The following is a 26,016-nucleotide window of genomic DNA, read 5'->3' on the forward strand; positions in this document are numbered from 1 at the left end:
TTATCATTCATGATTGTTTGATTACTTATCATCACGATCAGTCCAAACGGGATCTAAATGAGATGATGATATTGATTTGTCTTTGGCATAAATAACTTGTCGCCCTACCTGACTATTGCTACATTCACATGAATTTACAGGTGTTAAGTCAGGGATTATGTCGTATCGTTTCGCCACTATAATTGGATTGTGCGCCATTGTATTCTGGGCCGCTATTGTTGGCTTATTACGACAAGTAACGGATAGCTTCGGGCCAATTTTGGGTGTGTGTTTAATTTATAGTTTAAGTTCCTTCATTTTACTGATCTTATTTAAACCACCAAAATTACATTTATTTCCTAAAGTTTACCTCATTTGGGGTTCAATTCTATTTGTTGCTTATGAGTTATGCCTGTCACTTTCTTTAGCATTTGCTCAAAATAACCAACAAGCTGTGGAAGTGAGCATTCTGAATTATTTGTGGCCAAGCCTGACCGTTTTACTTTTAATTTTAACCCAAGAGCAAAAGTTTCATCCTTTAGTGATTGTGGGGATATTACTAACTTTATTTGGAATTATTCAGGTTCAAGTTGGAAACGGTGAGTTTAGTTTAAATCAACTGATACAGAATATTGCGCTTAATCCGATCAGTTATGCTTTAGCTTCTATGGGCGCTTTTATTTGGGCAGCGTATTGCACGCTTACGAAGAAAATTGGCGATGGTCAGAATGCAATAGCTCTATTTTTTTGCCTAACGGCAGTGGCCTTATGGCTTAAATATGTTTGGATGGGTGATTTTCAAGTTCCTGAGCTTCACCTACAGAGTTTTGTTTATTTGGCGATTAGTGCTGCTGCATTTGGATTAGGTTACGCTGCTTGGAATATTGGCATTTTGCATGGCAATATTCAATTGCTTACAGCGGCATCCTATTTCACGCCGATTATTTCTTCATTTATTGCTATGCAGTTACTTGATTTGGAGCTGTCATGGGCATTTTGGCAAGGTGCCGCTTTGGTCACTTTAGGTTCGTTTTTATGTTGGTGGTCTACCCGTACTGCCTCATAAAGAAGGGGATGCCATCATTGTTTTATCTTGAACTGCCTAAAAATGATTTGCCAAAGTGTCAAAAGCTACATCATTCATTTGTTTAAATACAACGGTTCCTGCTCCAGATCAGTTGAAGAATGAAACAAACTTCGTAATCTATGTCCAGTACACTACTGATCACACTTAGAACTGTCGTTAATCACAGGTTGAATATTGAGTTGATCCCGCTCTTTGTATCTTCAATTGCATCAATCCTCTCATCATAGTGAAATTGAAAAGGTATGTTGACCATATCAGCAATAGAATTAGCATGTTACTTTGCTTAATGTGCTTATCCGTAGCGTAAACTTCTCGTAAAGAGAGAACAAAGACTTAAACATAAAATTTTTTACATTTCATAATTGTGATTAGATGAGGAAGGTAGTAACCAATTTTTTCGTTTACTTAAATCTTAAAAGGATCATTTTTTGATAACTGCTAAGTCGTTGAAAAAGCATTGTGATCGGGCCTTTGTTCTTGACCTGTTGTAGAGCAGTGTTGGTCAATTTTTTTGATTGTCTATATTGCTAGATATTGAGCTTTCGTCTTTTTTTTTAAAGATGTCAGAACCATTGGGTCACAAAATGAGTTCGAGTTAAGGATGGTCTTAACTCGCAATAAAGTAGTGCAAACTTTTTGTTAGACGTACTTAAAAATAGAGGATGGGGATGGAAAGTCGAGTAAAAAGTCATCTCATTATTGTGTGAAGTAGTTCCAAAGACGAAATTTTATATTATTGATAAGCTTTCCTGATTAATTACGCTGAGGTTTATAAATAAAAGACACATCAACATGGTGAAATATGCTGAAAAATGCACTGCATTAAAACATTTATATTTAAATGCACTATTTTGGTTCTTTTTATGAGGTGATTAATTGCTTGATAATGAAAATGTCTGAATATGGTGCATTTCATTTTTCAAACAGTATAATAGGTGTTAAGCGAAGTTTATAAATCTTGTATTCTGATAAATAATTCAATGTTTTAGCTTTGCTTTTTAAAAGTTGGTATGAGAATTGCTTTATAACTGCCAACTACTAACACGCACTCCACAGGTGCAACAAAAAATCATCGGAGCAAAATGAGCATGGCGAACAAGGTCCTTCAACTCATCCAAGAAAGTGGCGCAAAATGGGTCGATTTCCGCTTTACTGATACTAAAGGTAAGGAACAGCACGTTACTTACCCAGCAGATACAATTGATGAAGATACTTTTGAAGACGGTAAAATGTTTGACGGTTCTTCAATTGCTGGTTGGAAAGGTATCGAAGCGTCTGACATGATTTTACGCCCAGATGCAGAAACAGGTTTTATCGACCCGTTCTTCGCTGAGCCTACAGTAGTTGTTACTTGTGATGTCATCGAGCCATCAACTGGTCAAGGTTATGACCGTGACCCACGTTCTATTGCTCGCCGTGCAGAAGAATATCTAAAATCTACAGGGATTGGAGATACTGCATTCTTTGGTCCAGAACCAGAATTCTTTGTATTTGACGAAGTGAAGTGGGACATCGATATGTCTGGCGCTCGTCATACATTAATCGCTGAAGAAGCTGCTTGGTCTACTGGTAAAGACTATGAATCTGGTAACTCAGGTCACCGTCCACGTGTTAAAGGTGGTTACTTCCCAGTTCCTCCAGTTGATTCTTCACATGACATGCGTGCAGAAATGTGTGCGAAAATTGAAGACATCATGGGCCCAGGTCGTGTAGAAGTACATCACCACGAAGTTGCATCTTGCCAGTTAGAAATTGGTGTGAGCTTCAATACCATGGTTCGTAAAGCAGACGAAGTACAACAGTTTAAATATGCTGTTTGGAACGTTGCGCATCAATATGCTAAAACTGCAACGTTTATGCCTAAGCCAATGGTAGGTGATAACGGTTCAGGTATGCATGTTCACATGTCAATCTCTAAAGATGGCAAGAACTTGTTTGCTGGTGATGAATACGCTGGTCTTTCAGAAATGGCGCTTTATTTCATCGGTGGTATCATCAAGCACGCTCGTGCATTGAACGCAATTACTAACCCTTCTACAAACTCGTACAAGCGTTTAGTTCCGCACTTTGAAGCACCAATTATGTTGGCTTACTCAGCGCGTAACCGTTCTGCATCTATCCGTATTCCTTACGTTTCTAGCCCTAAAGGCAAGCGTATTGAAGCTCGTTTCCCAGATCCAATGATGAACCCGTACTTAGGTTTTGCAGCATTGTTAATGGCGGGTATTGATGGTATCCAAAACAAGATTCACCCAGGTGAAGCTGCTGACAAAAACTTGTATGACCTTCCTCCAGAAGAAGAAGCTAAAATCCCTACAGTTGCACATAGCCTAGATATGGCTCTTGAAGCACTTCAAGCGGATCATGACTTCCTTCTTAAAGGTGGTGTATTCACTAAAGAAATGCTTGATGCGTACATCGAACTTAAAACTGAAGAAGTTCGTCGTCTTAACACGACTACTCACCCAGTTGAATTTGATATGTACTACAGCTTGTAATTCTGAACGGAATTCCACTGTAAAAAACCTGCGCTTGTCGCGGGTTTTTTTTGTATCATCTGTTTTATTTAAAAAATAGAACGGCTTTATGGCACAGCGTAAAAAACACACCAGTTTTTATCCCTGGATTGATCCCAAAGACCATGACAAAGGTTTTAAACTTAATTTTTCAATGGTGACCTATATTGAAGTTGGGCGTACTCCAGAAGGTTATAAACAGGCAGAGTTTGTTGCACTAAAAAGCCCAGAATTGGCACTCGATTATGATTATCCCCAAAGCTTTTTTCTGAGTGCTGAAGGGTTCATATTAGTGAAAACGCCACAAGGGAAGTTTGAAGTCATCGCAAAAACAGATAATTGTTAATAATTGATCTTTAAATTGAATCAATAACATTCTTTATAAACTCTAAAAGGGTTTAAACGTAAAGTGGATCAATTAAACAGGTAAGGTTATGCAGCAGCAGATTCCAACTGAACTGAAAACATGGTTGTATGCTTCAGGTTCATTGACGCAGCAACTCACGGATTTAGCGGGTGGAAAATTTAGGGTACAACCGATTAAAGAACATTTTCAGCGCCTACATTTTATTGATGCAAAATGGATGAGAATGCCACATCAGCATACCTCATGGGTTAGAGAAAGCTTTTTATATGGCAATGATATGCAGCCTTGGGTTAAAGCGAAAAGTATTTTTCCGATTCTAAGTTTGCAAGGTCGAGCAAGACTTTTTAAACATATTGGCACAAAACCAATTGGCTGGTTTTTGTTCCAGCGTACCAATCCAGCATGTGAACGCCGTGTGATTTGGTTAGAAGATGGTTGGACACGCCAAAGTTGTTATACTTGGCACGGTTGTAAATTTATTGTTCAAGAAACGTTCTTACCTGCATTCGAGCAGTATCTACGCAAAACCAAATTATGAAATTGTTAAAGGATTTTCATGGCTACGGTGCAACATATTACTTGGCGTGAACGCTTAGAAGCTTATTATTATTTATGTCGTTTCGATAAACCCATTGGTACTGAATTAGTCTTTTGGCCAACCATGTGGGCTTTATGGGTTGCGAATAAAGGTATGCCAAGTTCAGGAATTTTAATTCCAATGATTTTGGGCACCATTTTTATGCGTGCTGCTGGTTGTGCCATTAATGACTTCGCAGATCGTAAAGTAGATGCTCATGTAGAGCGAACCAAAAACAGACCTTTGGCAACAGGGGTGATTAGTGCAAAAGAAGCGGTTTATGTGTTTTTAATACTGGTTTTGGCCAGTGCATGTATGCTATTTTTTTTACCGATAGAAACTTTTTATTGTTCTTTCGGTGCGCTATTTCTCGCGTTTATCTATCCTTTTATGAAACGCTATACCCATTTGCCACAGGTATTTTTGGGAGCTGCATTTTCGTGGTCTATTCCAATGGCCTATACCGCGGTGGGTGAACCTTTGGGATTAACCTGTTGGTTATTGTATTTTGGGAATTTAGCGTGGACGGTTGCTTATGATACGCAATATGCCATTACTGATCGTGAATATGATTTAAAAATTGGGGTGAAATCAACCGCGATTTTATTTGGACGTTACGATATTCAAATTATTGGTACGTTACAGGTGTTAAGCCTGATTTTAATTGCAACGGCTTTATTTCTAGAACAATTATTGATGCCATTTGGTTTGCTTGCATTAATTTTAGTTGCTGGGGATTTTATCTTTCAAGCGGTTAAAACCAAAAACCGTGATCCACAACTCTGTTTTTGGGCATTCCGTCACAATCGTTGGGTAGGAATGATCATTTTTATGGGAATTTTTTTAGAATTAACAATTTAAAATGACCATATGGTTAAAGAGTGTCCTATACAGGGCACTTTTTTTATGCCTTAATAATTCTGCATGTAGTTTCATGCCCAAAAAATAAAGATTAAAAAGGATATTTTATGAAGCGCACGAAAATAGCTTTGGCACTTACATTGACACTTTCAAGTCTATTTTTAACAGCTTGTAATGATGATGACGATAATACGGTAGCCGATTCCAATAAAACCTATTTATCTGAAGGGAATTATTCTTTAGATACAGTAGAGAATAGCTCATCGATTAAAGTCATGACCTATAATATGACTAATGTTCAAGGGAAAACTGCAACAGCCACTGCCATGGTATTATTTCCAAAAGCCATTCAACCTAAAGATGGCTATCGCGTTGTGGTCTGGGAACATGGGACTGTTGGAGGTGGAGATGACTGTGCTCCGAGTAAAAATTTACTTAACCCTCGCTTTAAAATTCTTGCAGATACCTTATTGGCTGCGGGTTATGTCATCATTGCACCAGATTATGAAGGGCTGGGTACACTAGGCGTACATCCTTATTTGAACCTATCCAGTCAGGCTAATTCCGCAATTGCAGCGGTAAAAGCGGCAAAAGATCATTACGGTAAGCAATTAAATGGCGCATGGATGTCGATTGGTCAGTCACAAGGTGGACATGCTTCCTTGGGTACTGCGGAATTTGCCAATACAGACAGCAGCTATAAAGGAGCAGTTGCGGGTGCGCCAGCATCAAGTTTAGGGCGAATTATCCAGATTTATCTCGATCCGCAGTTGAATCTTGATGAAAATAATCAATCTAAGGGTGTGAATAGATTAGATGAGCAATTACTAAAAGTTCGATATGCAGTTGCAAATAACATTATTACACCAGCACAAGGACAAGCAGCAATTGATCAAATTGCAGATGGTTATGCTGAGTTGTTGGCTTATGCAGCGCTGACCAGTTCGGGTATTAAAGCATATCAACCTAATTACGATTTAAAAAATATCTTTACAGCAGGTGCTGCGGATATTGCAGAAAAGGCATATGGCCGTACGGGCGATGATGGCGCATGTTTGGGTTATGCAGACCCGAATAGTGCAAATGGTTTACAAGAACAATTTAAAGTCGGGGTACTTGCTTTCTTAAATGAAGATCCTACACATTTAATTGCACAATATGGCATTGATTTAAACAAGATTAAAACGGACCCAGTGGTTCAAAAATTCTTAATAGATAATCAACCAGCCACCAATGCAACTGCTGAGAAGGTGATTAAAACCCCTGTATTTATTATTCAAGGGGCGAATGATCAAGCAGTATTACCTATGGTGACTCAAGCCTTGTTTGCCAATATGAAAACTAATGCAACCAAGTACTTCCCTCAAAATGCTTATGCAGATGGATACCAACTGACTATTGTGCCGAATGCCACGCATACACAAGCGATTGTTTGCAAAAATGCAGATGCTTTTGATTTCATTCAAGCAAATATGTCTGCTGCTACAGGTATTGTGTTGACCGACGCACAAAAAGATGCAAGTCAAAACCCACAATGTACGGGTAAATTCTAAGTCCTGTGTTAGATACATCTTTGCAAAAAGAGTCTCATTATTGAGGCTCTTTTTTGTTATATTGTTGCGCGTTTAAAAGATATTAGATTTGAGTTATTGCGTATGAACCAACCTGAAGTGAATAAAAAACCGATGCCTTGGAAACTCATGGCATTTGGGCTGCTCATTCCAGTGTTTATTCTCGGAATGGCACTTTTAGCTGCAAAAAGTGATGCAGATAATAAAAAGCAATATGATTTAGAGCGTGCAGAAATTCAAAAGCGTGTTGAACTAAGACAACAGCGCGAAGCTGCCGCACAGGCAAAGAGTGAATAGGTTAATCTTCCAAGACTTTGCAATCATTTTGAAAGGGTAGAGATCGACTATAGCTTGAAAACTTATAGTTATTATTAGTTATGCTCTATATGACAATTTTGCATATCAATATAATAAAACAAGCAATAGTTGTGAATAGTAAATCTCTATAATGAATATCAATTGTTGAATGTGTAATAAGCACGAATTAGTAATCGGTGTTGTCGATGTCAATAAATGAGGAAAGACTTACTCATCTTAAACAGCTTGAAGCTGAGAGTATTCACATTATTCGTGAAGTAGCTGCCGAATTCGAAAATCCGGTAATGTTATATTCCATTGGTAAAGACTCAGCTGTGATGCTGCATCTTGCCTTGAAAGCGTTCTATCCTGCTAAGCTTCCATTTCCACTACTGCATGTAGATACAGGTTGGAAGTTCAAGGAAATGATCCAATTCCGTGACAACATGGCAAAAACCCATGGCTTTGATTTGATCGTGCATCAAAACAAAGAAGGTCGTGATGCGGGCATTAACCCGTTCGACCACGGTAGCTCAAAATATACGGATATCATGAAAACTCAGGGCTTGAAACAAGCACTGGATAAGTATGGTTTTGACGCTGCTTTTGGTGGCGCACGTCGTGACGAAGAAAAATCTCGTGCGAAAGAGCGTGTTTATTCTTTCCGTGATAATAAACACCGTTGGGATCCTAAAAACCAACGTCCAGAATTATGGAATTTATACAACGGTAAAGTGAACAAAGGCGAAAGTATTCGCGTGTTCCCATTATCGAACTGGACAGAGTTAGACATCTGGCAATACATTTATTTAGAACAGATTCCAATTGTTCCATTGTATTTTGCTGCTGAACGTCCAGTGGTTGAACGTAGCGGTACACTCATCATGGTTGATGATGAACGTATGCGTTTACACGAAGGTGAAGTTCCACAAATGAAATCGGTACGTTTCCGTACTTTAGGCTGTTACCCATTAACAGGTGCAGTCGAGTCAGAAGCGAATACCTTACCTGAAATTATTCAAGAAATGTTGCTCGCGACAAGCTCAGAACGTCAAGGTCGTATGATTGACCATGATGAAGCTGGCTCTATGGAAAAGAAAAAGCAAGAAGGCTATTTCTAATTTCCTGATCAAAGTCCCTCTTTATTAAAGAGGGATTTCGGGAGATTAAAAAATCGATTTCAAAGCATTTGTGGAGTTTGAGCAATGTCTCATCAATCAGAATTAATTAGCCAAGATATTTTGGCTTACTTAAAACAGCATGAACAAAAAGACTTATTACGCTTTTTGACGTGCGGTAACGTCGATGATGGTAAAAGTACTTTAATTGGACGTTTGTTATATGATTCAAAATTGATCTACGAAGATCAATTACAAGCTGTGACCCGCGACAGTAAAAAAGTCGGTACAACAGGCGATGCACCTGACCTTGCGTTATTGGTAGATGGCCTGCAAGCAGAACGTGAACAGGGTATTACCATTGATGTCGCTTATCGTTATTTCTCAACCGAAAAACGTAAGTTCATTATCGCTGACACCCCAGGGCATGAGCAATATACGCGTAACATGGCAACAGGCGCTTCTACTGCTGACCTTGCAATCATTTTGATTGATGCGCGTTATGGCGTACAAACTCAAACACGCCGTCATACGTACATCGCAAGCTTGTTGGGTATTAAAAACATTGTTGTTGCAATTAACAAAATGGACTTGGTGGAATTCTCTGAAACTCGTTTTGGCGAAATCCAAGAAGAATACCAACAGTTTGTGAGCCAGTTAGATCGTAAGCCAAGCAATATTCTGTTTGTGCCAATTTCGGCTTTAAATGGCGATAACGTGGTTAATCCATCTGCAAATACGCCATGGTATCAAGGTCAAACCTTGATGAGCATCTTGGAATCTGTAGAAATTACCCGTGATTCAAGCAAGAGTGAATTCCGTTTCCCTGTGCAGTATGTCAACCGTCCAAACCTCGACTTCCGTGGTTTCTGCGGAACAATCGCACTGGGTGAAGTACATGTTGGCGATGAAATTGTGGCGTTACCTTCAGGTAAAAAGTCGACAGTTAAAGAAATCGTGACTTATGACGGTAACTTGGAGCATGCGATTGCTGGTCAGGCTGTTACTTTAACCTTAAACGATGAAATTGATATTTCACGTGGTAACGTGCTGGTAAAAGCAGGTGAAGAGCCTTCTTTATCACGTAGTGTCCGCGCAACTGTGGTTTGGATGAATGACCAACCGCTTGTAAAAGGTAAGTTGTATAACGTTAAGATTGGTACGCAAACAGTTCCAGCCAAAGTAACGGCAATTAACTACCGCGTGAATGTAAATACACTTGAGCATACCCAAGTTGAACAGTTAGAGCTAAATGCAATTGCAGACTTAACCGTTGAATTTGATGCGCCAGTCGTATTTGACCGTTATCAAGACAGCCGTTATACAGGTTCATTTATCTTTATTGACCGTTTAAGCAATGTGACGGTTGGTGCGGGTATGGTTGAAGCCGCGGTTGAATGGACTGCACATGCGAACCCTGTTTCTGCTGAAGATCGTGCTGCACGTTTAGGTCAAAAACCTGCGGCAGTCACTGTAACAGCAAAAGCACTTGAGCAAGCACAAGTGTTAGAAAGCTTGTTGATTCAACAAGGTGTGGTAGCAATTGCGAAAGCAGGTTTAAGTGCTGAGCAAGTAGCTTTGTTACGTGAAACAGGTGTTGTGGTAATTACTGACCTTGCGGATGCAACCGATGTAAGTTTTACTGCTGAACAAGCGGAAGAGCTTGCAGAACAAATTGTGAAATTGGTTCGTCTGTAATAGATTGAATTAATTTAGAAAAACCCACCTTAAGGTGGGTTTTTTTTATTGCCTATAGATATCTGTAAACTAGACTTTTTGAGCAAAGAGCGTGGCAAAGCGCTGTTTAATTCGGTGGCCTTGTTCATCAGTACGATGTAACTCACCGACATTTTCATTGTATTTTAGAATTTTCCAACCTTGATATAAGGTTTTCAGTTCACCAGATTTGAAGCTGAAAGGAAAATCAGCTTGTACTGGATAATCTTCACTATCCATCGCACAGACAATCAAGTTATATCCACCTGATTTAGTAGCTTGTTGCATTTGGAGAATGAGCGGTGGAACGGTACTGGCTAGCAAGAACATCATCACGACAGTGCAATAGATGAAATCATATTGCTTTTCAATCTGTTGATTTAGATTCAAATCTCGCAGTTGGATATGAATATTGGTAATTTGTTCGGCCTGAATGATTTGTTCAAGGCGTTGTAAGCTTTGTGTATTTACATCCCAAGCATCGACCTCAAAGCCTTGTTGACTTAAGAATAGGGCATTACGACCTGAACCACAGCCCACATCTAGTGCCTTTCCACCTTGTAAATAAGGCTGTGCAGCTAAAATTTCGGAATGGGTGGGAGTGAGCTGATATTTCTGTGTAAACAATTGATCGGATTGGCAATGGAAGCTGAGCTGGCATTCAATATCATCACTAAATGCCACAATACGATGCCAAGCCTGAGGTTCAACCAAAGGGGGTTGCTCGGTCACGCTAAAATGATGATTTGAGATGATCTCACCCTGTTCGGTTAGCATGGCAAAGTCGAGTTCACCTTTTAAAATATGCAGTTTTGCCCATGTCCCTTGTTTGGTATTGTGAGCTTGCTGAAAAGCGGAGGGAATGCTGTCGTGCTTCCAAACAGGAAGGGTTTTATAACAAACGAGAGATTGCATATGGATATCCTGTGATTGGGTGCTTCATCTCAGCTAGAAAGAGGTTTTATTCATTCATATTCTTTATTTGATATTAGCCTGATTCGATGACAAATAAAAACAGCGACCGAAGTCGCTGTTTTAAAATGTTTCAATGATTAAGCTTGTTGAATACCCGCAACCAACCAGTCTTGGTTAGAACCCGCAGGTTTAACAAAATGCCAGATTTCAGCAAATGGCTGCGGCAAACTGTTCAGGTCTTCACTGACTGTACCTGTAAAGCGAACACTCACTACATATTGACCATTTTCAGTCGCAGAATCCGTCACCATGGCATTCAGGTTAGAGAACTCAGCAACATCTTGATCGCGGTTCGCCATAATGTCGTTATACATCGACTGGTATAAGTCAGGCGTTAAATAACGACGAATTTCTTCAATGTTACTGGCAGTATTCATTGATTGAATATGGTTAAAGCGTTGGCGTGCAATACGTAAGAAAGCGGCTGGCTCTGTACCATCAGGAAGTTGATTGCCACTGTTGGTATAGGCAGCACCGAATGGCGCGTTATTCACAGGTGCTTGAGTTGCTGCACCGCCACCTACAGATTGACCAAAAATATTGGTATTGTCCGTTGATGTGCGCGGTGCCGCAGGTGTTTGACCAAATGACGATGCAGTTTGACCGCCATTATTTGGTGCATATGGATTAGTGGATGTTAATTTTTTTTTTGCGCCCATCTTGCGGAAAATGAAGAAGGCAACAGCAGCAGCGAGAAGGATCCAGATCCAACCTGGAATTCCGCCTTTCTCTTCTTGAGCAGCTTCAGCATGGCTAGCTGGACGGTCATCTGCAAGCGCATTTGCAGCCACTGCACCTACGGCAGCACCAGCAACACCCGCAGCAACCATACTACCTACACCTGGACCAGATTTTTGTGGTGCAGTTGCAGGGGCAACAGGTTGTTGAGCAGGTGTAGCTTGACGAGGTTGTTGATAAGACTGAGTTGGTGTGGCAGAACGGCTCATGCCATGACTCTTACCACCACCTGCACGTTTCGCTTCTGCCAAAGGTGCTACCAATAACGTCGCTGCTAAAATACCTGCAACTAAACTACGCTGTCGAACTTCCATTCAATTTTCCTATAAAAAATGATAAATAGCCCTGTATTTATGCAGGCATTTGTCAATTTTTTCAATAAGAAAAAGCAATTTTTTTGTTTAATTTTGCACAGTTAATTTTTAACACTCACCTTAGATCATTCAGAAAGATTCATAGCTTCGGTTAATGCTTCATGTAATCGTGCTACTGCAATAATTTGCACGCCTGCAATGGCTTTCTGTGGCGCATTGGCACGTGGCACAATGATGTATTTAAAACCATGTTTAATGGCTTCTTTTAAACGTTCTTGACCATTCGGTACAGGACGAATTTCGCCAGATAATCCAACTTCGCCAAAAACTGCTAATTGCTGGGGTAATGCTTTACCTCTTAAACTGGAAGCGCACGCCAGTAGTACAGCCAAGTCCGAACCAGTTTCAGTAATTTTTAAACCACCGACGACATTAACGTATACATCTTGTCCAGAGGTTTGTACACCACCATGACGGTGCATGACTGCAAGCAACATGTTTAGGCGGTTTTGTTCTAAGCCTAAGGCAACGCGACGTGGTTGTCCGTGTGCATCATCCACCAAAGCTTGCACTTCGACTAAAAGTGGGCGTGTACCTTCACGGCTAATCATCACAATTGAACCTGGAATGGCTTCATCGTAGCGACTTAAGAAAATTGCTGAAGGATTGGCGACTTCACGTAAGCCTTTATCGGTCATACCAAACACGCCCAGCTCATTGACTGCACCAAAACGGTTTTTTACTGCGCGAATCATACGATAACGTGAGTCAGATTGACCTTCAAAATACAGTACGCAGTCAACCATGTGTTCAAGTACACGTGGTCCTGCCAAAGCACCTTCTTTGGTCACATGACCCACAATAAACAGTGCAGTACCACTATTTTTGGCAAAACGAGTCAGTAATGCGGCAGACTCTCGAATTTGCGAAACGCCACCCGGTGCAGATTGTAAAGTTTCTGTGTAAAGGGTTTGAATGGAATCGAGAATTGCAACGGCAGGGCGTTCTTGTGCCAAAACTTCACAAATACGTTCCACACAAGTTTCTGCCATCACTTTGAGCTGATCTGTTGGTAAGTCTAAACGTTGTGCCCGTAGTGCAACTTGAGAGAGGGATTCTTCGCCTGTGACATAGAGTGCGGAACTTCTGGCTGCTGCCATATAAGTTGCTGTCTGTAAGAGAATGGTTGATTTACCAATACCAGGGTCACCGCCAATCAATACCACAGAACCAGTAACTAAACCCCCACCCAGTACGCGGTCAAACTCGCCAATACCTGTTGCAAGACGCGTTTCATGCGAAACTGAGACCTGATTTAAAGTGGTGATATTTGCTGCTTGTCCTGCGTAGCCTCCGCCCATTTTAGGTTGGGCACGATGTGTCACCGCAGGTTCAATGCGAACTTCAACCAGACTATTCCATTCGCCACACTCAACACATTGTCCAGCCCATTTTGAATGGTCTGCACCACATTGCTCACAGCGATATACGGTTTTAATTTTTGCCATAAATAAAATTGAAAATAATCTGTAAATTAGATAAAAGTAATAGTTACGAAAACAATTAAATACAGTGAATGCAATTCTTAAGGAATAAGAAGTGTCGCTGTTTATCGTAATTACTGGTTAAAGGGAATTGCTCAGAAAAATAACATGATATAAGACTTTTACAAGTAAGAAACAGTGTGTTTTGAGTCAAGTGATTTGTTCAGTTCACTTTTTCCATGGAAGGAGTTTGAGCGTTTGGTTGTTTCTTGTCATGACACAGCAGTTTGATGGCATAGATATTGCTCATGCTCAAACAAATGAAAATAAAGCAATTGCAACATTTTCAAATTATATAAAAAAGGTTGATGTCTATGAGTGCAGCAGAAATTGTTGATTGGGTAAATAGTATTATTTGGAGCAAGGCTCTTATTTATTTGTGTTTGGGAGCAGGTTTATTTTTCTCTATTCTGACGCGCTTTGTTCAAGTTCGTCAAATGAAAGAGATGGCAAGATTATTAATACATGGTGGTTCTTCAGAACAAGGGATTTCTTCATTTCAAGCATTAGCCGTATCACTTTCGGGGCGTGTAGGTGTTGGTAATATTGCAGGGGTAGCAGCAGCAATTGGTTTTGGTGGTCCGGGCGCAGTATTTTGGATGTGGCTTGTGGCTTTCTTAGGGGCAAGTACAGCTTACGTAGAATCTACTTTAGGTCAAATTTATAAGGTGGAATACCAAGGTCAGTACCGTGGTGGACCTGCATTTTATTTTGATAAAGGTTTAGGGCAACGTTGGTTGGGGGTGGTATTTGCGGTTGCCGCAATTGTATCTTGTGGTTTGTTCCTGCCAGGTATTCAAGCCAATGCGGTGGGGAATGCCTTTACGCAAATTACGGGTGAAGGTTCCATCGTCTTTGGTAATGTAGGTTCATTCAAATTAGTTGCTTTGGTTGTAATTTTATCTTTGTTGGCCATCATTATTTTTGGTGGTATTAAACGTATTGCACGTTTTGCAGAGTTTGTCGTTCCATTTATGGCGTTGGGCTATATTTTAATGGCCCTCGTCATTGTGGTCATTAATATTCACGAATTGCCACGTGTGCTGCAACTTATTTTTGACGATGCGTTTAGCCCTATGGCAGGACTGGGTGCTGCCATTGGTTGGGGTGTTAAACGTGGTGTGTATTCAAATGAAGCAGGTCAGGGGACTGGACCGCATGCAGCGGCAGCCGCAGAAGTACAACATCCAGCGCAACAAGGTTTTGTACAAGCTTTCTCAATTTATGTTGATACGCTATTTGTTTGTTCTGCTACAGCCTTCATGATTTTAATTACAGGTATGTATAACGTACAAGGCACATTAGAAGCAGGACAATTTATTGTTCAAAATGTTGCAGGTACTGTCGAAATTGGTTCGCCAGCATTTACCCAAATGGCGGTGAGCACTGTATTTGGTGGTTTTGGACAAATTTTTGTTGCCTTGGCGGTATTCTTCTTCGCATTTACCACAATTGTTGCTTATTACTATATTGCAGAAACCAACATCACTTATTTGAGTTATATCACGCAATCTCCATCGTTATTGTTCGTTACGAAATGTTTTATCATGATTTCTGTCGCTTACGGTGTAATTAGTGCAACAGGTTATATCTGGGGAATTGGTGATATCGGTGTGGGTTTAATGGCATGGATTAATATTGTGGGTATTATTGTGACCTACTTTGTATGGAAACCAACCATCAAAGCATTGAAAGATTATGAGCAGCAACAAAAAGCAGGAGTAACAGAATATACCTTTGATCCTGTAAAACTTGGGATTCGTAATGCAACTTATTGGGAAGAACGCTTAAAGAAACAACAGAATAATCAATAAAGTAATTGAATGTTAGTGTGAAGTAGAACTTAAAAAGCAGTCACGGCGGCTGCTTTTTTTATTGAATGGTATAAGATTTATATGAACTGATGTGTCCAAAAGGTGCATTGTATTGCATTGATGTAGTGCGTATTATCGGCCCCAATTGTATAAGGCTTGAATGCTGAACGATACAGATAGAGTTGTTTAGCTTAGATTGACCCAAAAACTTACATGGCGAAGGCGTGCTTAAAAATAGTGCAAATGTGTAATTTGGATTAATTTGGTTAAAAAATCTTAAAGGATTAATAGAGAGTTTTTATAGCGATGTTAAATCAAAACACGAATGAGTCAGCTGCACAAGGCGAACTCCATCGTAGTTTGTCAAATCGACATCTACAACTAATTGCGATTGGTGGTGCAATTGGTACTGGTTTGTTCATGGGGTCGGGTAAAACCATTAGTTTGGCAGGCCCATCAATTTTATTTATTTACATGATCATTGGTTTAATGGTGTTTTTCGTAATGCGCGCATTAGGAGAATTACTGTTATCTAACCTGAAATATAAGTCTTTTATTGACTTCTCGACAGACCTGATTGGTCCTTGGGCGGGTTATTTCGTAGGTTGGACCTATTGGTTGTGTTGGATCACCATTGGTATCGCGGACTTATCCGCCATTATTTATTATCTGCAATTCTTCAATAATGGAATACCGTTTAGTCCAGTTGAAGGAGCAATGATAAGTGTTGCTGCGATTATCTTCATTATGGGTTTGAACCTAATGACGGTGAAGCTGTTCGGTGAGCTTGAGTTTTGGTTTGCTTTGGTCAAAATCATTGCGATTGTGGTACTGATTGCGGTTGGTTTGTGGATGATTTTTACAGGCTTTACCTCAACAACAGGCGAAGTGGCATCGTTTACTCATTTATGGGCAAATGGCGGAATGTTCCCGACAGGAATGGAAGGCTTCTTAGCAGGCTTCCAAATTGCAATTTTTGCCTTTGTCGGGGTAGAGTTGGTTGGGACAACTGCGGCTGAAACCAAAGATCCTGAGCGCAACTTGCCTAAAGCAGTGAACTCTATTCCCATTCGTATTATCTTTTTCTACGTGTTGGCATTGGTCATTGTGATGTCAGTGACACCATGGAACAGAATCAATCCAGAAGTTAGCCCTTTTGTGAATTTGTTCAGTCAGGCAGGTATTGCAGCCGCTGCGATTATTATGAACCTTGTGGTGTTATCGTCAGTGATGTCCTCTATGAACAGCGGAGTATTTTCGACTAGTCGTATGTTGTTTGGCTTATCACGTGAGAAGCAAGGACCACAGGCTTTTGGTCATTTGAATAAGCGTGCAGTTCCTGCAAATGCTTTATATTTCTCTGCAATTTGTTTGTTGGGTGGGGCAGCCTTACAGTATTTCGTGCCAAATACGGTTGAAGCCTTTACTTTGGCAACGACGCTATCCACGATTCTGTTTATTTTGGTGTGGTTGATTATTTTGTGGAGCTATTTGGTTTACTACAAAACACGCCCAGAGTTACATGCAAAATCGACCTTTAAATTGCCTGGTGGTCCTTTGACATGTTGGGTGGTGATTGTGTTCTTCATTGGCATGATTTACGTGTTGTCATTAGAGCCAGATACCATGAAGGCATTAATGGTCAGCCCAATTTGGCTTATTATTCTTGCGATTGGTTATTTCGGTTTCTATAAGCCAAAACATAAATAATCGTTGTCTATACAGAAAAACGTCAGTTTAGAACTGGCGTTTTTTTATGTCTGGCGATAATCTCTAGCGTTTAATGCTTTGGTCAATGCGTTGATCGGGTTATACTTCGTTAAAATTTGAGATAGGTGGTCAGATGCGTCACGTCATTTGCTGCATAAGTGTATTGGTGTTGGGTTCTTCATTAGTCGGTTGTGGTCAATCGGGGGCATTACAATTACCAAGCGATTCAAATTATGACAAACGTGCAAAATATTTGTTATATCCAAATGTAGCGCCTGCGCAAAAAACGGAGCAAGTTCCAACGGACCAATCCGCTGAACAACAGGCAACTACAGAATCAAAATCTTCTACTCCTTAACTTGTCATTGAAAGGACATCTTCCATGAGTTTTACCCGCATTAATGGGGTATTGCACGCAGAGCAGTGTTCCCTAGAACAGCTTGCGCAGCAATATGGCACGCCACTGTATGTGTATTCAAAAGCGACTTTTGAAAAACATTATTTAGATATGGATCGTGCGTTTGATTTTATCGACCATCAAATTTGTTTTGCGGTAAAGTCTAACTCAAATATTGCGGTACTCAATGTCTTGGCAAAGTTAGGCTGTGGTTTCGATATCGTGACTGGCGGTGAGCTTGCTCGTGTATTGGCAGCAGGCGGCGATGCATCTAAAGTTGTCTTTTCAGGTTTAGGTAAAACTGAAGCAGATATTCAAAAGGCACTGGAAGTCGGGATTGCATGTTTTAACGTTGAGTCTCATGCCGAATTAGATCGTATTCAGAAAGTGGCAGCAACTTTAGGTAAAAAAGCGCCTATTTCTTTGCGTGTTAATCCAGATGTCGATGCAAAAACTCATCCTTATATTTCGACAGGATTAAAAGAAAACAAATTCGGTATTCCTTCGGATGCGGTATTTGAAACCTATCAATATGCAGCCAGTCTACCGAACTTAGAGATTATAGGAATTGACTGTCATATTGGTTCACAACTGACTGAAACCAAACCGTTTGTCGATGCTTTAGCTCGTGTCATGCTCATGATTGAGCAACTGAAAGAGTTAGGCATTCAGTTGAAGCATATCGATATTGGTGGTGGTTTGGGCGTAACTTATAAAGATGAAGTCCCACCAACTGTAGAAGAATATGCCAATGCACTCAAACCAGCTTTAGAAAAGTTAGGGCTAAAAGTATATATGGAACCAGGTCGCAGTATTTCTGCCAATGCTGGCGTGTTACTGACTAAAGTGGATTTATTGAAACCGACCAATCACCGTAACTTTGCCATTATTGATGCGGCAATGAACGATTTAATTCGACCTGCTTTGTATGAAGCATGGATGGATATCCAACCTATTACGCCACGAGATGATGTCGAAACTTTACAATGGGATGTCGTGGGTGCAATTTGCGAAACAGGCGATTTCTTGGGTAAAGAGCGTGATTTAGCTCTCCGTGAAAACGATACACTTGCTGTCTTAGGTGCTGGTGCATACGGTTTTGTGATGAGCTCAAATTACAATACACGTGGTCGTGCGGCTGAAGTTATGGTAGACGGTTCGCACTCACATCTGATTCGTGAGCGTGAAACTATCGAATCACTTTGGGAAAAAGAGCGTTTATTGCCTTAAGGAGTCACTAAAAATGTTTTTAGAATTTACTAAAATGCATGGTCTAGGCAATGACTTCATGGTTGTGGATTTAATTAGTCAGCGCGCGTATTTAGATGCACTGACGATCCAACGTCTTGCAGACCGCCATTTTGGCATTGGTTTTGATCAGTTACTAATTGTTGAACCACCCGATGTACCAGAAGCGGATTTTAAATATCGTATTTTTAATGCCGATGGTTCAGAGGTTGAACAATGTGGAAATGGCGTGCGCTGTTTTGCACGTTTTGTACATGAACGACAACTCACCACTAAAACCAAAATTAAAGTACAAACCAAAGCAGGTATTGTTGAGCCTGAATTAGGGTCGAATGGTTGGGTACGCGTCAATATGGGTTATCCAAAATTTCTACCACAGGAAATTCCATTTTTAGTAGATGAACCAGAAAATTTGTATGATCTAGAGTTGGCAAATCAACAACAGATTCAAATTGATGTGGTGAACATGGGCAATCCACATGCGGTGACCGTTGTTCCAGATGTCATTACGGCTGATGTGGCAACCATGGGACCACAAGTCGAGTCTCATGCGCGTTTCCCAGCACGCGTCAATGCAGGCTTTATGCAGATTATTGATGAAAAACATGCACGTTTACGTGTATTCGAGCGAGGTGTTGGCGAAACTTTAGCTTGTGGTACAGGGGCGTGTGCTGCTGCTGTTTCAGGCATCCGCCGTGGTTTATTGGCAAATCAGGTTGAAATTGAACTGGCGGGTGGGAAGTTACAAATTGAATGGCGTGATGGTGATGTAGTTTGGATGACAGGTCCGACAGCCAACGTTTATGAAGGACGTATCGACTTGCGTTATTTCCAAGGCTAAACCAGTATTGATGTTGAAAAAAGCACTGTCTTTATGATGGTGCTTTTTTATGGATCAAAATCGGCTATGCTGAAGCCAAAGATAAATAGATATAAAGTACAGACATGCCAAATTTAATTTTTCTGCCGGGTGCGTCGGGAAGTACCACGTTCTGGCATCCTTTAATCAATAAGTTATCTCTTGCAGAATCTAAACAGGTCATTGCTTATCCGAGTTTTGGTGACGAACCAAGCCACCAAAGCGTTTATGATTTTGCCAGTTTGTCGAATTATGTGTTGCAACAGATTCAGTCTGAATCGATTTTAATTGCACAGTCTATGGGCGGTATTTTTGCTGTGCAGGCAGCAATAGCGCGACCTGATTTGATCAAGGGCCTTGTTCTTCTGGCAACTTCAGGTGGAATCGATTTAACTCCATTTCAGGTACAAGATTGGCGAACCGCTTATCAACAACAGTATCTTCACTATCCAGACTGGTTTGTGGATATTCAAATAGATTTATCACCGCAACTTGAAAAGATCAGAATACCAGTATTGTTATTGTGGGGAGATCAAGATCCGATTAGCCCAATTGCTGTTGGAGAGACTTTACAGCAAAAATTCCCGCAAGCGGAACTTCAAATTATTCATGGGGGTGATCATGCTTTTGCTGAACACCATTCAGAAGCAGTTGCAGCACAAATTCAGCATTATCTAACTCATTTTAATTTTCAGGTTTAGGGTGGGGATGATGTCTGTAGAATCCCAACAGTTACTCGGTATGTGGCTGAAAGCACGAGAAATACAAAATCAGTCTAAATTAACTTTACTCGCGTATGAGCGTGACGTTGGTGATTTTTTACAGTTTTGTGATCAGAAAAAACTGCTGTTACAAGATGTCGAAACGGCTGATTTACGCGAATATTTGGCTGTCAAAGTAGAGCAACAACAGTTAAGTTCAAGTAGTTTGCAGCGGTTATTGTCTGCGATTCGCCAGTTCATGAAATGGGCTCAAGATGGGCAATATCTGGAATTTAACCCTTCTGATGATTTTCAATTAAAACGTCAACCACGACCCTTGCCAGGTATGGTCGACATTGAAACCATTCAGCAAATTTTAGATCAACCTAAACCTGAAAAAGAATCAGATCAAGAATTGTGGTTGCGCGACAAGGCAATTTTGGAATTATTGTATTCCAGTGGCTTACGTTTAGCAGAAGTACAAAGTCTTAAAATTAAAGACATTGATTTTAATCGGCTTCTATTACGGATCACGGGTAAAGGTAACAAAACCCGTGTAGTTCCCTTTGGTTCCAAAGCCAGAGATGCATTAATGGATTGGCTAAAGTTGTATCCATTATGGCATGGTGACTTTGTTCCTGATGCTCATGTATTCATTAGTCGTAAAGGCAATCCATTGGGTGCCAGACAAATTGAAAATCGTGTCAAGTTTCAAGCGCAACGTGCAGGGGTGAGTGTCGATTTACATCCACATTTATTAAGACATTGTTTTGCAAGTCATATGCTGTCAAATAGCGGTGATTTAAGAGCTGTACAAGAAATGTTGGGGCATAGTAATTTAAGTACTACCCAAATATATACCCATGTCGATTTTGATCGACTTGCCAATGTCTACGATCAAGCACATCCGCGTGCTCAATTCAAAAAACAGTAACAATTTCAGTGTAGATATATGCCTGAATGATTTTGTTCTGGTACAAAATTTGCTTCAGTCATTATATGAGTAAAATGAAAAGGAGCATATTTGTACTATTGTAGAATAATAAAAAATCAAAAGATGAAGTATAAGTGTCGCATGGCATGCGGTATTGGGCATAAATATACCGATTGCGAATTTTGAGTGTTAAATGAAAGAGGAATGCAAGCCATGATTTCGAATATACAAGAAAAATATGATCAATTAAATTCAGTGCAGAAGGATATTTTTGCAGGATATGGTTTGCGTCAGATTAAACATTTTATTGAATATTGCTTACCTGAAGTACAGCCTCTATTGCCAGAAAATTCCGTGATTGAGGGAATTAATACCTCTGGTATGGTGCAAGCGGTGCAACAGGATACTCGTAAATGTTATGTTTGGGATGGTACAACGTGGAATGTATCTGCAAACTTTATTCCAATTATGGATACAACCGATGACTTTCAATTGGTCTGGGAAATTTTCGATTTGTCCGATTATGAATTGATTGAACTGAGTCATGTACATCGCGACTTTTTAGGCAATGCACACGTCTGAGCTAAAATCATGCTGATGAATGGTGTACAGCACATGCTTTTGCAAAATACTATCGGCAGTCAGGGCGGGATGTAAAAACTCTTGTTGATATTGCATACCTAACCTTTTCATTACCGCTTGCGAAGGATGATTAATGGATGCTGTGAATGCGACAACTTCCTTTAAATTGAGGGTTTGAAAGGCAAAACTCAATGCAAGTTGAGCTGCTTCTGTCGCATAGCCTTGACCCCAATAATCTTTGTTCAACCGCCAGCCAATTTCGGTACACGGTGAAAAACTAAATTGATCAGGTTGAGAGTGTAATCCTGTCATACCAATCAAACGTTGTTCAGATTTTAATTCGACTGCCCAAAAGCCCCAGCCCTGTTGTTCAATGAAAGCTTGGCATTTATCGATGAGCAGATCGCTTTCAGTCCGAGTCAAGCATTTGGGAAAATAACGCATCACAGCAGGGTCTGCATTGAGCTGATAAAATGGTAATCGATCAGTCTCTTGCCATGGACGTAAAATTAAGCGGGCACTTTCTAGAAACTTTTGCATTGTCTCTCTTATAAATCTTCAAGCGGAAGTTGAAAACTTTGTTTAATAATTTGGCTAGGTAAATCTGTTTTGACACTGGTAATGCCATTTTTTTTGGTCAAATGTGTAGACTGGAATTTTCGATAACTTTCCAAATCAGGGACGACAACTTTGAGCATGGCATCACATTCACCCAAAATAATATAACACTCCATGACCTGAGGCAGTTCTTTCATTGCTTCAATAAAACGATCAATCGTTTCAGCATCTTGTCCGACCAACCAAATACGTGAAAATAAAATCAATTGGAAGCCAATCTTTTGAGGATCGACCACGGTGGTGTAATTTTGTATGACACCTGCTTCTTCCAACAGTTTGACTCGTCTTAAACAGGAAGATGGAGATAGCCCAACTTCTTTAGCCAAATCATTGTTTTGGATTCGACCATTTTCTTGTAAGGCTCGAATGATACTTTTATCAATCCGATCTAGCTTGATTAAAATATTCTTGGAAGATGATTTCATAAAATAGAATTAAATTCGAAATATGGATCTAATTATAGAATATTTGCAATCCTATTTTGTATAAATTCGAAGATACTAATTTTCACTTTCAGTCGATATTCGAAAGGGAAAAGGATATGTCGGTATATTTACTCTTTGCGTTGACCGTTCTACCACTGGTGTGTACTCCAGGACCTGACATGCTATTTATTTTTTCGCAAGTGATGGCGAAAGGTGTAAAAGCGGGCTTTATGGCGACTCTTGGGGTTTGTATGGGCTATATGGTACATTCGGTCTTGGTTGCCTTGGGCATCGCGGCAATATTGGTTTCTTTTCCGATGTTGTTCGAAACAATTCGCTGGTTAGGGATTGCTTATCTTTTATATCTGGCTTTTAGTTTATTTCGCGCTGTTTTTAACAGCAAATCTTTGCATGTGCCCAAGGCTTCTGCAGGCAGTCCAATTGCTAAGGGCTTTTTAACTTCATTGTTAAACCCAAAAGGGATGCTGATTTATTTTGCAATTTTACCGCAGTTTATGCGTAATGCAGACAATACTGTCATACAAGGTCTCATTCTATCGTCTATTTTTATAGGCTTGTGCTTGGTGGTATATAGTGGATTAAGTATTGTTATTGCTAAAATTACTGTAAATGCACAATTAGATGCTCAAAAACAAAAATGGGTTGATGCAGGTTCGGGCGGTTTACTCATGCTAGCTGCGAGCTGGTTGATCGCCAATTAATTGAAATTAAAAAGCATGCTCTTGATTGGCATGCTTTTTTATATGTATAACAGCAGATTTCTTATCATGTCGAAGCAATAAGTTGGATTAGGCGGCTACTTAAAGGTAGCTAGGGAATAAAATTTTAATCAGGAATATGGTTCTGTCAAAACTGACAAGTCATTTGTTTGATTTTATAGCCATGCTTGGTCACTTGCTCAAACAGCTAAAGCAGAAATTTAAGTCATTGATCAGAAAAAATTATGTAGTAAATAAAGTAAAAAAATAATAAAAATCAATGCTTAAAATTAGAACAGTAAAACCGCTATTTTAGAATTAAAATTCATGCAAATAAAAATTTGAACGCGACGTTCAGCCATTTTTACGCATTTTTACAGTGGATTCAGTAATTGTGACTTGACCGAAATGCCATACAATTGCAAGATAGGACACCTAAAAAATTTTATGTGAAGAGTTAATCTAACTTTTCTCAACTTTTACTTTTGCTAAAACAGCCGAGGATTACATGAAGGCTCTTGTTGCTGTAAAACGTGTGGTTGATGCCAACGTTAAAGTTCGCGTTAAACCGGACAATAGTGGGGTAGACCTTACTAACGTTAAGATGTCAATTAACCCATTCTGTGAAATCGCAGTGGAAGAAGCGGTTCGCTTAAAAGAAAAAGGAACTGTTTCAGAAATCATCGTTGTTTCTATTGGTCCTAAAGAAGCTCAAGAACAAATTCGTTCTGCAATGGCACTTGGCGCTGACCGCGGTATCTTGGTTGAAGCTGATGACAGCCAACTTGGTGCTTTGGAAGTTGCTAAAATCCTTAAAGGTGTTGTTGAAGCTGAACAACCACAATTAATCCTTCTTGGTAAACAAGCCATTGATGACGACTCTAACCAAGTTGGTCAAATGCTTGGTGCACTTCTAGGTGCAGGTCAAGGTACGTTCGCATCTGAAGTTAAAGTTGATGGCGACAAAGTACAAGTGACTCGTGAAGTTGACGGTGGTTTACAAACTGTTGAATTGTCACTTCCAGCAATCATCACCACTGACTTACGTTTGAACGAGCCACGTTATGCTGCTCTTCCAAACATCATGAAAGCGCGTAAAAAACCGCTTGATACTAAGTCACCAGCTGATTTTGGTGTTTCTACAGCAACTAAGCTTAAAACAGTTAAAGTTGAACCACCTGCTGACCGTAAAGCAGGCGTACAAGTGAAATCTGTTGATGAGCTTGTTGAAAAATTGAAAAACGAAGCGAAAGTGATCTAATACAGAAGGATAAAATCATGAGTATTTTAGTTATCGCTGAGCACGACAACAAGACACTTAACGGTGCAACTTTAAACGTTGTTGCTGCGGCACAAAAAATCGGTGGTGATATCACTGTATTGGTAGCAGGCTCTGGCGCGCAAGCAGTTGCTGATGCAGCTGCAAAAGTTGCAGGCGTAAGCAAAGTATTACTTGCTGACAACGCTGCTTATGCAAACCAATTGGCTGAAAACGTTGCAGCTTTAGTTGCTGACGTAGCGAAAGGTGGTTTCAAACACGTATTGGCTGCATCTACAACAACAGGTAAGAACATTCTTCCACGTGTTGCTGCGCTTCTTGATGTAAGTATGATCACAGACATCATTGCTGTTGAATCTGCAAATACATTCAAGCGTCCAATCTATGCGGGTAACGCGATTGCAACTGTTCAATCTGACGAAGCAATCATCGTGGGTACAGTACGTGGTACAGCGTTTGATCCTGTAGCTGCTGAAGGCGGTTCTGCTGCGGTAGAAGCTGTAAGCGAAGCAAAAGATGCAGGTATCTCTAAGTTTGTTTCTGAAGAGATTGTAAAATCTGAACGTCCTGAATTAACGGCTGCACGAATTGTTGTTTCTGGTGGTCGTGGTGTAGGTTCTGGTGAGAACTACCATAAAGTACTTGACCCATTAGCTGACAAGCTAGGTGCTGCACAAGGTGCTTCACGTGCTGCGGTCGATGCCGGTTTCGTTCCAAACGACATGCAAGTTGGTCAAACAGGTAAAATCGTTGCACCTGACTTATATATCGCTGTAGGTATTTCTGGTGCGATCCAGCACTTGGCGGGTATGAAAGACTCTAAAGTGATCGTTGCGATCAACAAAGACGAAGAAGCGCCAATCAATGCCGTTGCTGACTACTGGTTAGTTGGTGATTTGAATACTGTTGTTCCTGAATTAGTATCTAAAATCTAATTTCTGAACGATTGTTCGAAAAACGCTCTTGTGTAAGCAATTTAAGTCATGCTTAAGTTGTTATGAACAGGGGCGTTTTTTTGCGCTTAGCACTTATCTCATCAGGGCTAAATAGAAGATAACCTGTGAGGCAAA

26 protein-coding genes are annotated in these 26,016 nt (G+C 40.2%); 21 read left to right on the forward strand and 5 right to left on the reverse strand.

The window, feature by feature from the left end; translation table 11 throughout:
• Positions 1-157: 157 nt before the first annotated feature.
• The 9 genes from yddG to cysN all read left to right on the forward strand — a co-directional run bounded on the left by yddG (position 158) and on the right by cysN (position 10,071).
• Complete coding sequence (yddG, locus tag I593_RS01860) at positions 158-1,045, forward strand: aromatic amino acid DMT transporter YddG (RefSeq protein WP_016165893.1); 888 nt, start codon at positions 158-160, stop codon at positions 1,043-1,045.
• Positions 1,046-2,148: 1,103 nt separating this feature from the next.
• On the forward strand, positions 2,149-3,564 hold the full coding sequence (gene glnA, locus I593_RS01865; RefSeq protein WP_171069565.1) for a type I glutamate--ammonia ligase: 1,416 nt from the start codon (positions 2,149-2,151) through the stop codon (positions 3,562-3,564).
• Positions 3,565-3,652: 88 nt separating this feature from the next.
• Positions 3,653-3,928 carry a hypothetical protein gene (locus I593_RS01870; protein WP_016165895.1) on the forward strand — a complete coding sequence of 92 codons (276 nt, stop codon included), beginning with the start codon at positions 3,653-3,655 and terminating at the stop codon, positions 3,926-3,928.
• An 88-nt stretch (positions 3,929-4,016) separates the two neighbouring features.
• On the forward strand, positions 4,017-4,487 hold the full coding sequence (locus I593_RS01875; protein WP_016165896.1) for a chorismate--pyruvate lyase family protein: 471 nt from the start codon (positions 4,017-4,019) through the stop codon (positions 4,485-4,487).
• A gap of 18 nt (positions 4,488-4,505) precedes the next feature.
• Entirely contained in the window at positions 4,506-5,387 is an 882-nt protein-coding gene (gene ubiA, locus I593_RS01880; RefSeq protein ID WP_016165897.1) for a 4-hydroxybenzoate octaprenyltransferase, read from the forward strand.
• Between the two features lie 107 nt (positions 5,388-5,494).
• Positions 5,495-6,940 (forward strand): alpha/beta hydrolase, encoded by a 1,446-nt coding sequence (locus I593_RS01885; RefSeq protein ID WP_016165898.1) that lies wholly within the window; start codon positions 5,495-5,497, stop codon positions 6,938-6,940.
• Positions 6,941-7,042: 102 nt separating this feature from the next.
• The gene (locus I593_RS01890) at positions 7,043-7,255 is read left to right on the forward strand and encodes a hypothetical protein (protein ID WP_016165899.1); all 213 of its coding nucleotides are present in this window, start codon (positions 7,043-7,045) and stop codon (positions 7,253-7,255) included.
• 212 nt (positions 7,256-7,467) lie between these two features.
• Positions 7,468-8,376: a sulfate adenylyltransferase subunit CysD gene (gene cysD, locus I593_RS01895; RefSeq protein WP_026441297.1), complete on the forward strand. Its 909-nt coding sequence runs from the start codon at positions 7,468-7,470 to the stop codon at positions 8,374-8,376.
• 84 nt (positions 8,377-8,460) lie between these two features.
• Positions 8,461-10,071 carry a sulfate adenylyltransferase subunit CysN gene (gene cysN, locus I593_RS01900; protein ID WP_016165901.1) on the forward strand — a complete coding sequence of 537 codons (1,611 nt, stop codon included), beginning with the start codon at positions 8,461-8,463 and terminating at the stop codon, positions 10,069-10,071.
• Between the two features lie 69 nt (positions 10,072-10,140).
• On the opposite strand, the gene tehB is transcribed toward cysN, so the two are convergent.
• The 3 genes from tehB to radA form a co-directional block, all read right to left on the reverse strand.
• Complete coding sequence (tehB, locus tag I593_RS01905) at positions 10,141-11,004, reverse strand: SAM-dependent methyltransferase TehB (protein WP_016165902.1); 864 nt, start codon at positions 11,002-11,004, stop codon at positions 10,141-10,143.
• A 137-nt stretch (positions 11,005-11,141) separates the two neighbouring features.
• Positions 11,142-12,116, reverse strand: coding sequence for a Tim44 domain-containing protein (locus tag I593_RS01910; RefSeq protein ID WP_016165903.1), 975 nt, complete (start codon positions 12,114-12,116; stop codon positions 11,142-11,144).
• Between the two features lie 125 nt (positions 12,117-12,241).
• On the reverse strand, positions 12,242-13,624 hold the full coding sequence (gene radA / locus I593_RS01915; protein ID WP_016165904.1) for a DNA repair protein RadA: 1,383 nt from the start codon (positions 13,622-13,624) through the stop codon (positions 12,242-12,244).
• Between the two features lie 250 nt (positions 13,625-13,874).
• On the opposite strand from radA, the gene I593_RS20975 reads away from it, so the two are divergent.
• The 9 genes from I593_RS20975 (at position 13,875) to I593_RS01955 (ending at position 21,905) form a co-directional block, all read left to right on the forward strand.
• On the forward strand, positions 13,875-13,997 hold the full coding sequence (locus tag I593_RS20975) for a hypothetical protein (protein WP_265596860.1): 123 nt from the start codon (positions 13,875-13,877) through the stop codon (positions 13,995-13,997).
• The gene (locus I593_RS01920; protein ID WP_016165905.1) at positions 13,975-15,474 is read left to right on the forward strand and encodes an alanine/glycine:cation symporter family protein; all 1,500 of its coding nucleotides are present in this window, start codon (positions 13,975-13,977) and stop codon (positions 15,472-15,474) included. Before I593_RS20975 ends, I593_RS01920 begins: the two co-directional genes overlap by 23 nt.
• A 306-nt stretch (positions 15,475-15,780) precedes the next feature.
• The gene (locus I593_RS01925; RefSeq protein WP_016165906.1) at positions 15,781-17,184 is read left to right on the forward strand and encodes an amino acid permease; all 1,404 of its coding nucleotides are present in this window, start codon (positions 15,781-15,783) and stop codon (positions 17,182-17,184) included.
• Positions 17,185-17,317: 133 nt separating this feature from the next.
• Positions 17,318-17,542: an LPS translocon maturation chaperone LptM gene (lptM, locus tag I593_RS01930; RefSeq protein ID WP_016165907.1), complete on the forward strand. Its 225-nt coding sequence runs from the start codon at positions 17,318-17,320 to the stop codon at positions 17,540-17,542.
• A 24-nt stretch (positions 17,543-17,566) separates the two neighbouring features.
• Positions 17,567-18,811 carry a diaminopimelate decarboxylase gene (gene lysA / locus I593_RS01935; protein WP_016165908.1) on the forward strand — a complete coding sequence of 415 codons (1,245 nt, stop codon included), beginning with the start codon at positions 17,567-17,569 and terminating at the stop codon, positions 18,809-18,811.
• Between the two features lie 13 nt (positions 18,812-18,824).
• The gene (gene dapF / locus I593_RS01940; RefSeq protein WP_016165909.1) at positions 18,825-19,670 is read left to right on the forward strand and encodes a diaminopimelate epimerase; all 846 of its coding nucleotides are present in this window, start codon (positions 18,825-18,827) and stop codon (positions 19,668-19,670) included.
• Between the two features lie 104 nt (positions 19,671-19,774).
• Positions 19,775-20,389, forward strand: coding sequence for an alpha/beta fold hydrolase (locus I593_RS01945; RefSeq protein WP_016165910.1), 615 nt, complete (start codon positions 19,775-19,777; stop codon positions 20,387-20,389).
• 10 nt (positions 20,390-20,399) lie between these two features.
• Entirely contained in the window at positions 20,400-21,323 is a 924-nt protein-coding gene (locus I593_RS01950) for a tyrosine recombinase XerC (RefSeq protein ID WP_016165911.1), read from the forward strand.
• A gap of 213 nt (positions 21,324-21,536) precedes the next feature.
• A complete protein-coding gene (locus I593_RS01955; protein ID WP_016165912.1) occupies positions 21,537-21,905 on the forward strand; it encodes a hypothetical protein in 369 nt (122 codons plus the stop codon).
• On the opposite strand, the gene I593_RS01960 is transcribed toward I593_RS01955, so the two are convergent.
• On the reverse strand, positions 21,885-22,445 hold the full coding sequence (locus I593_RS01960) for a GNAT family N-acetyltransferase (RefSeq protein WP_016165913.1): 561 nt from the start codon (positions 22,443-22,445) through the stop codon (positions 21,885-21,887). The two genes, I593_RS01955 and I593_RS01960, sit on opposite strands and share 21 nt — an antisense overlap.
• 8 nt (positions 22,446-22,453) lie before the next feature.
• Entirely contained in the window at positions 22,454-22,948 is a 495-nt protein-coding gene (locus I593_RS01965) for an Lrp/AsnC family transcriptional regulator (protein WP_016165914.1), read from the reverse strand.
• Positions 22,949-23,064: 116 nt separating this feature from the next.
• Between I593_RS01965 and I593_RS01970 the strand changes: the two genes are divergently transcribed.
• From I593_RS01970 to I593_RS01980, 3 genes are all read left to right on the forward strand, one after another.
• Positions 23,065-23,670: a LysE family translocator gene (locus I593_RS01970; RefSeq protein ID WP_016165915.1), complete on the forward strand. Its 606-nt coding sequence runs from the start codon at positions 23,065-23,067 to the stop codon at positions 23,668-23,670.
• A 505-nt stretch (positions 23,671-24,175) separates the two neighbouring features.
• Positions 24,176-24,928 carry an electron transfer flavoprotein subunit beta/FixA family protein gene (locus I593_RS01975; protein ID WP_016165916.1) on the forward strand — a complete coding sequence of 251 codons (753 nt, stop codon included), beginning with the start codon at positions 24,176-24,178 and terminating at the stop codon, positions 24,926-24,928.
• A gap of 17 nt (positions 24,929-24,945) precedes the next feature.
• Complete coding sequence (locus tag I593_RS01980; RefSeq protein WP_016165917.1) at positions 24,946-25,881, forward strand: FAD-binding protein; 936 nt, start codon at positions 24,946-24,948, stop codon at positions 25,879-25,881.
• Positions 25,882-26,016: the final 135 nt, after the last annotated feature.

Source organism: Acinetobacter tandoii DSM 14970 = CIP 107469, from assembly GCF_000400735.1.
In the GTDB taxonomy this organism is placed as follows: domain Bacteria; phylum Pseudomonadota; class Gammaproteobacteria; order Pseudomonadales; family Moraxellaceae; genus Acinetobacter; species Acinetobacter tandoii.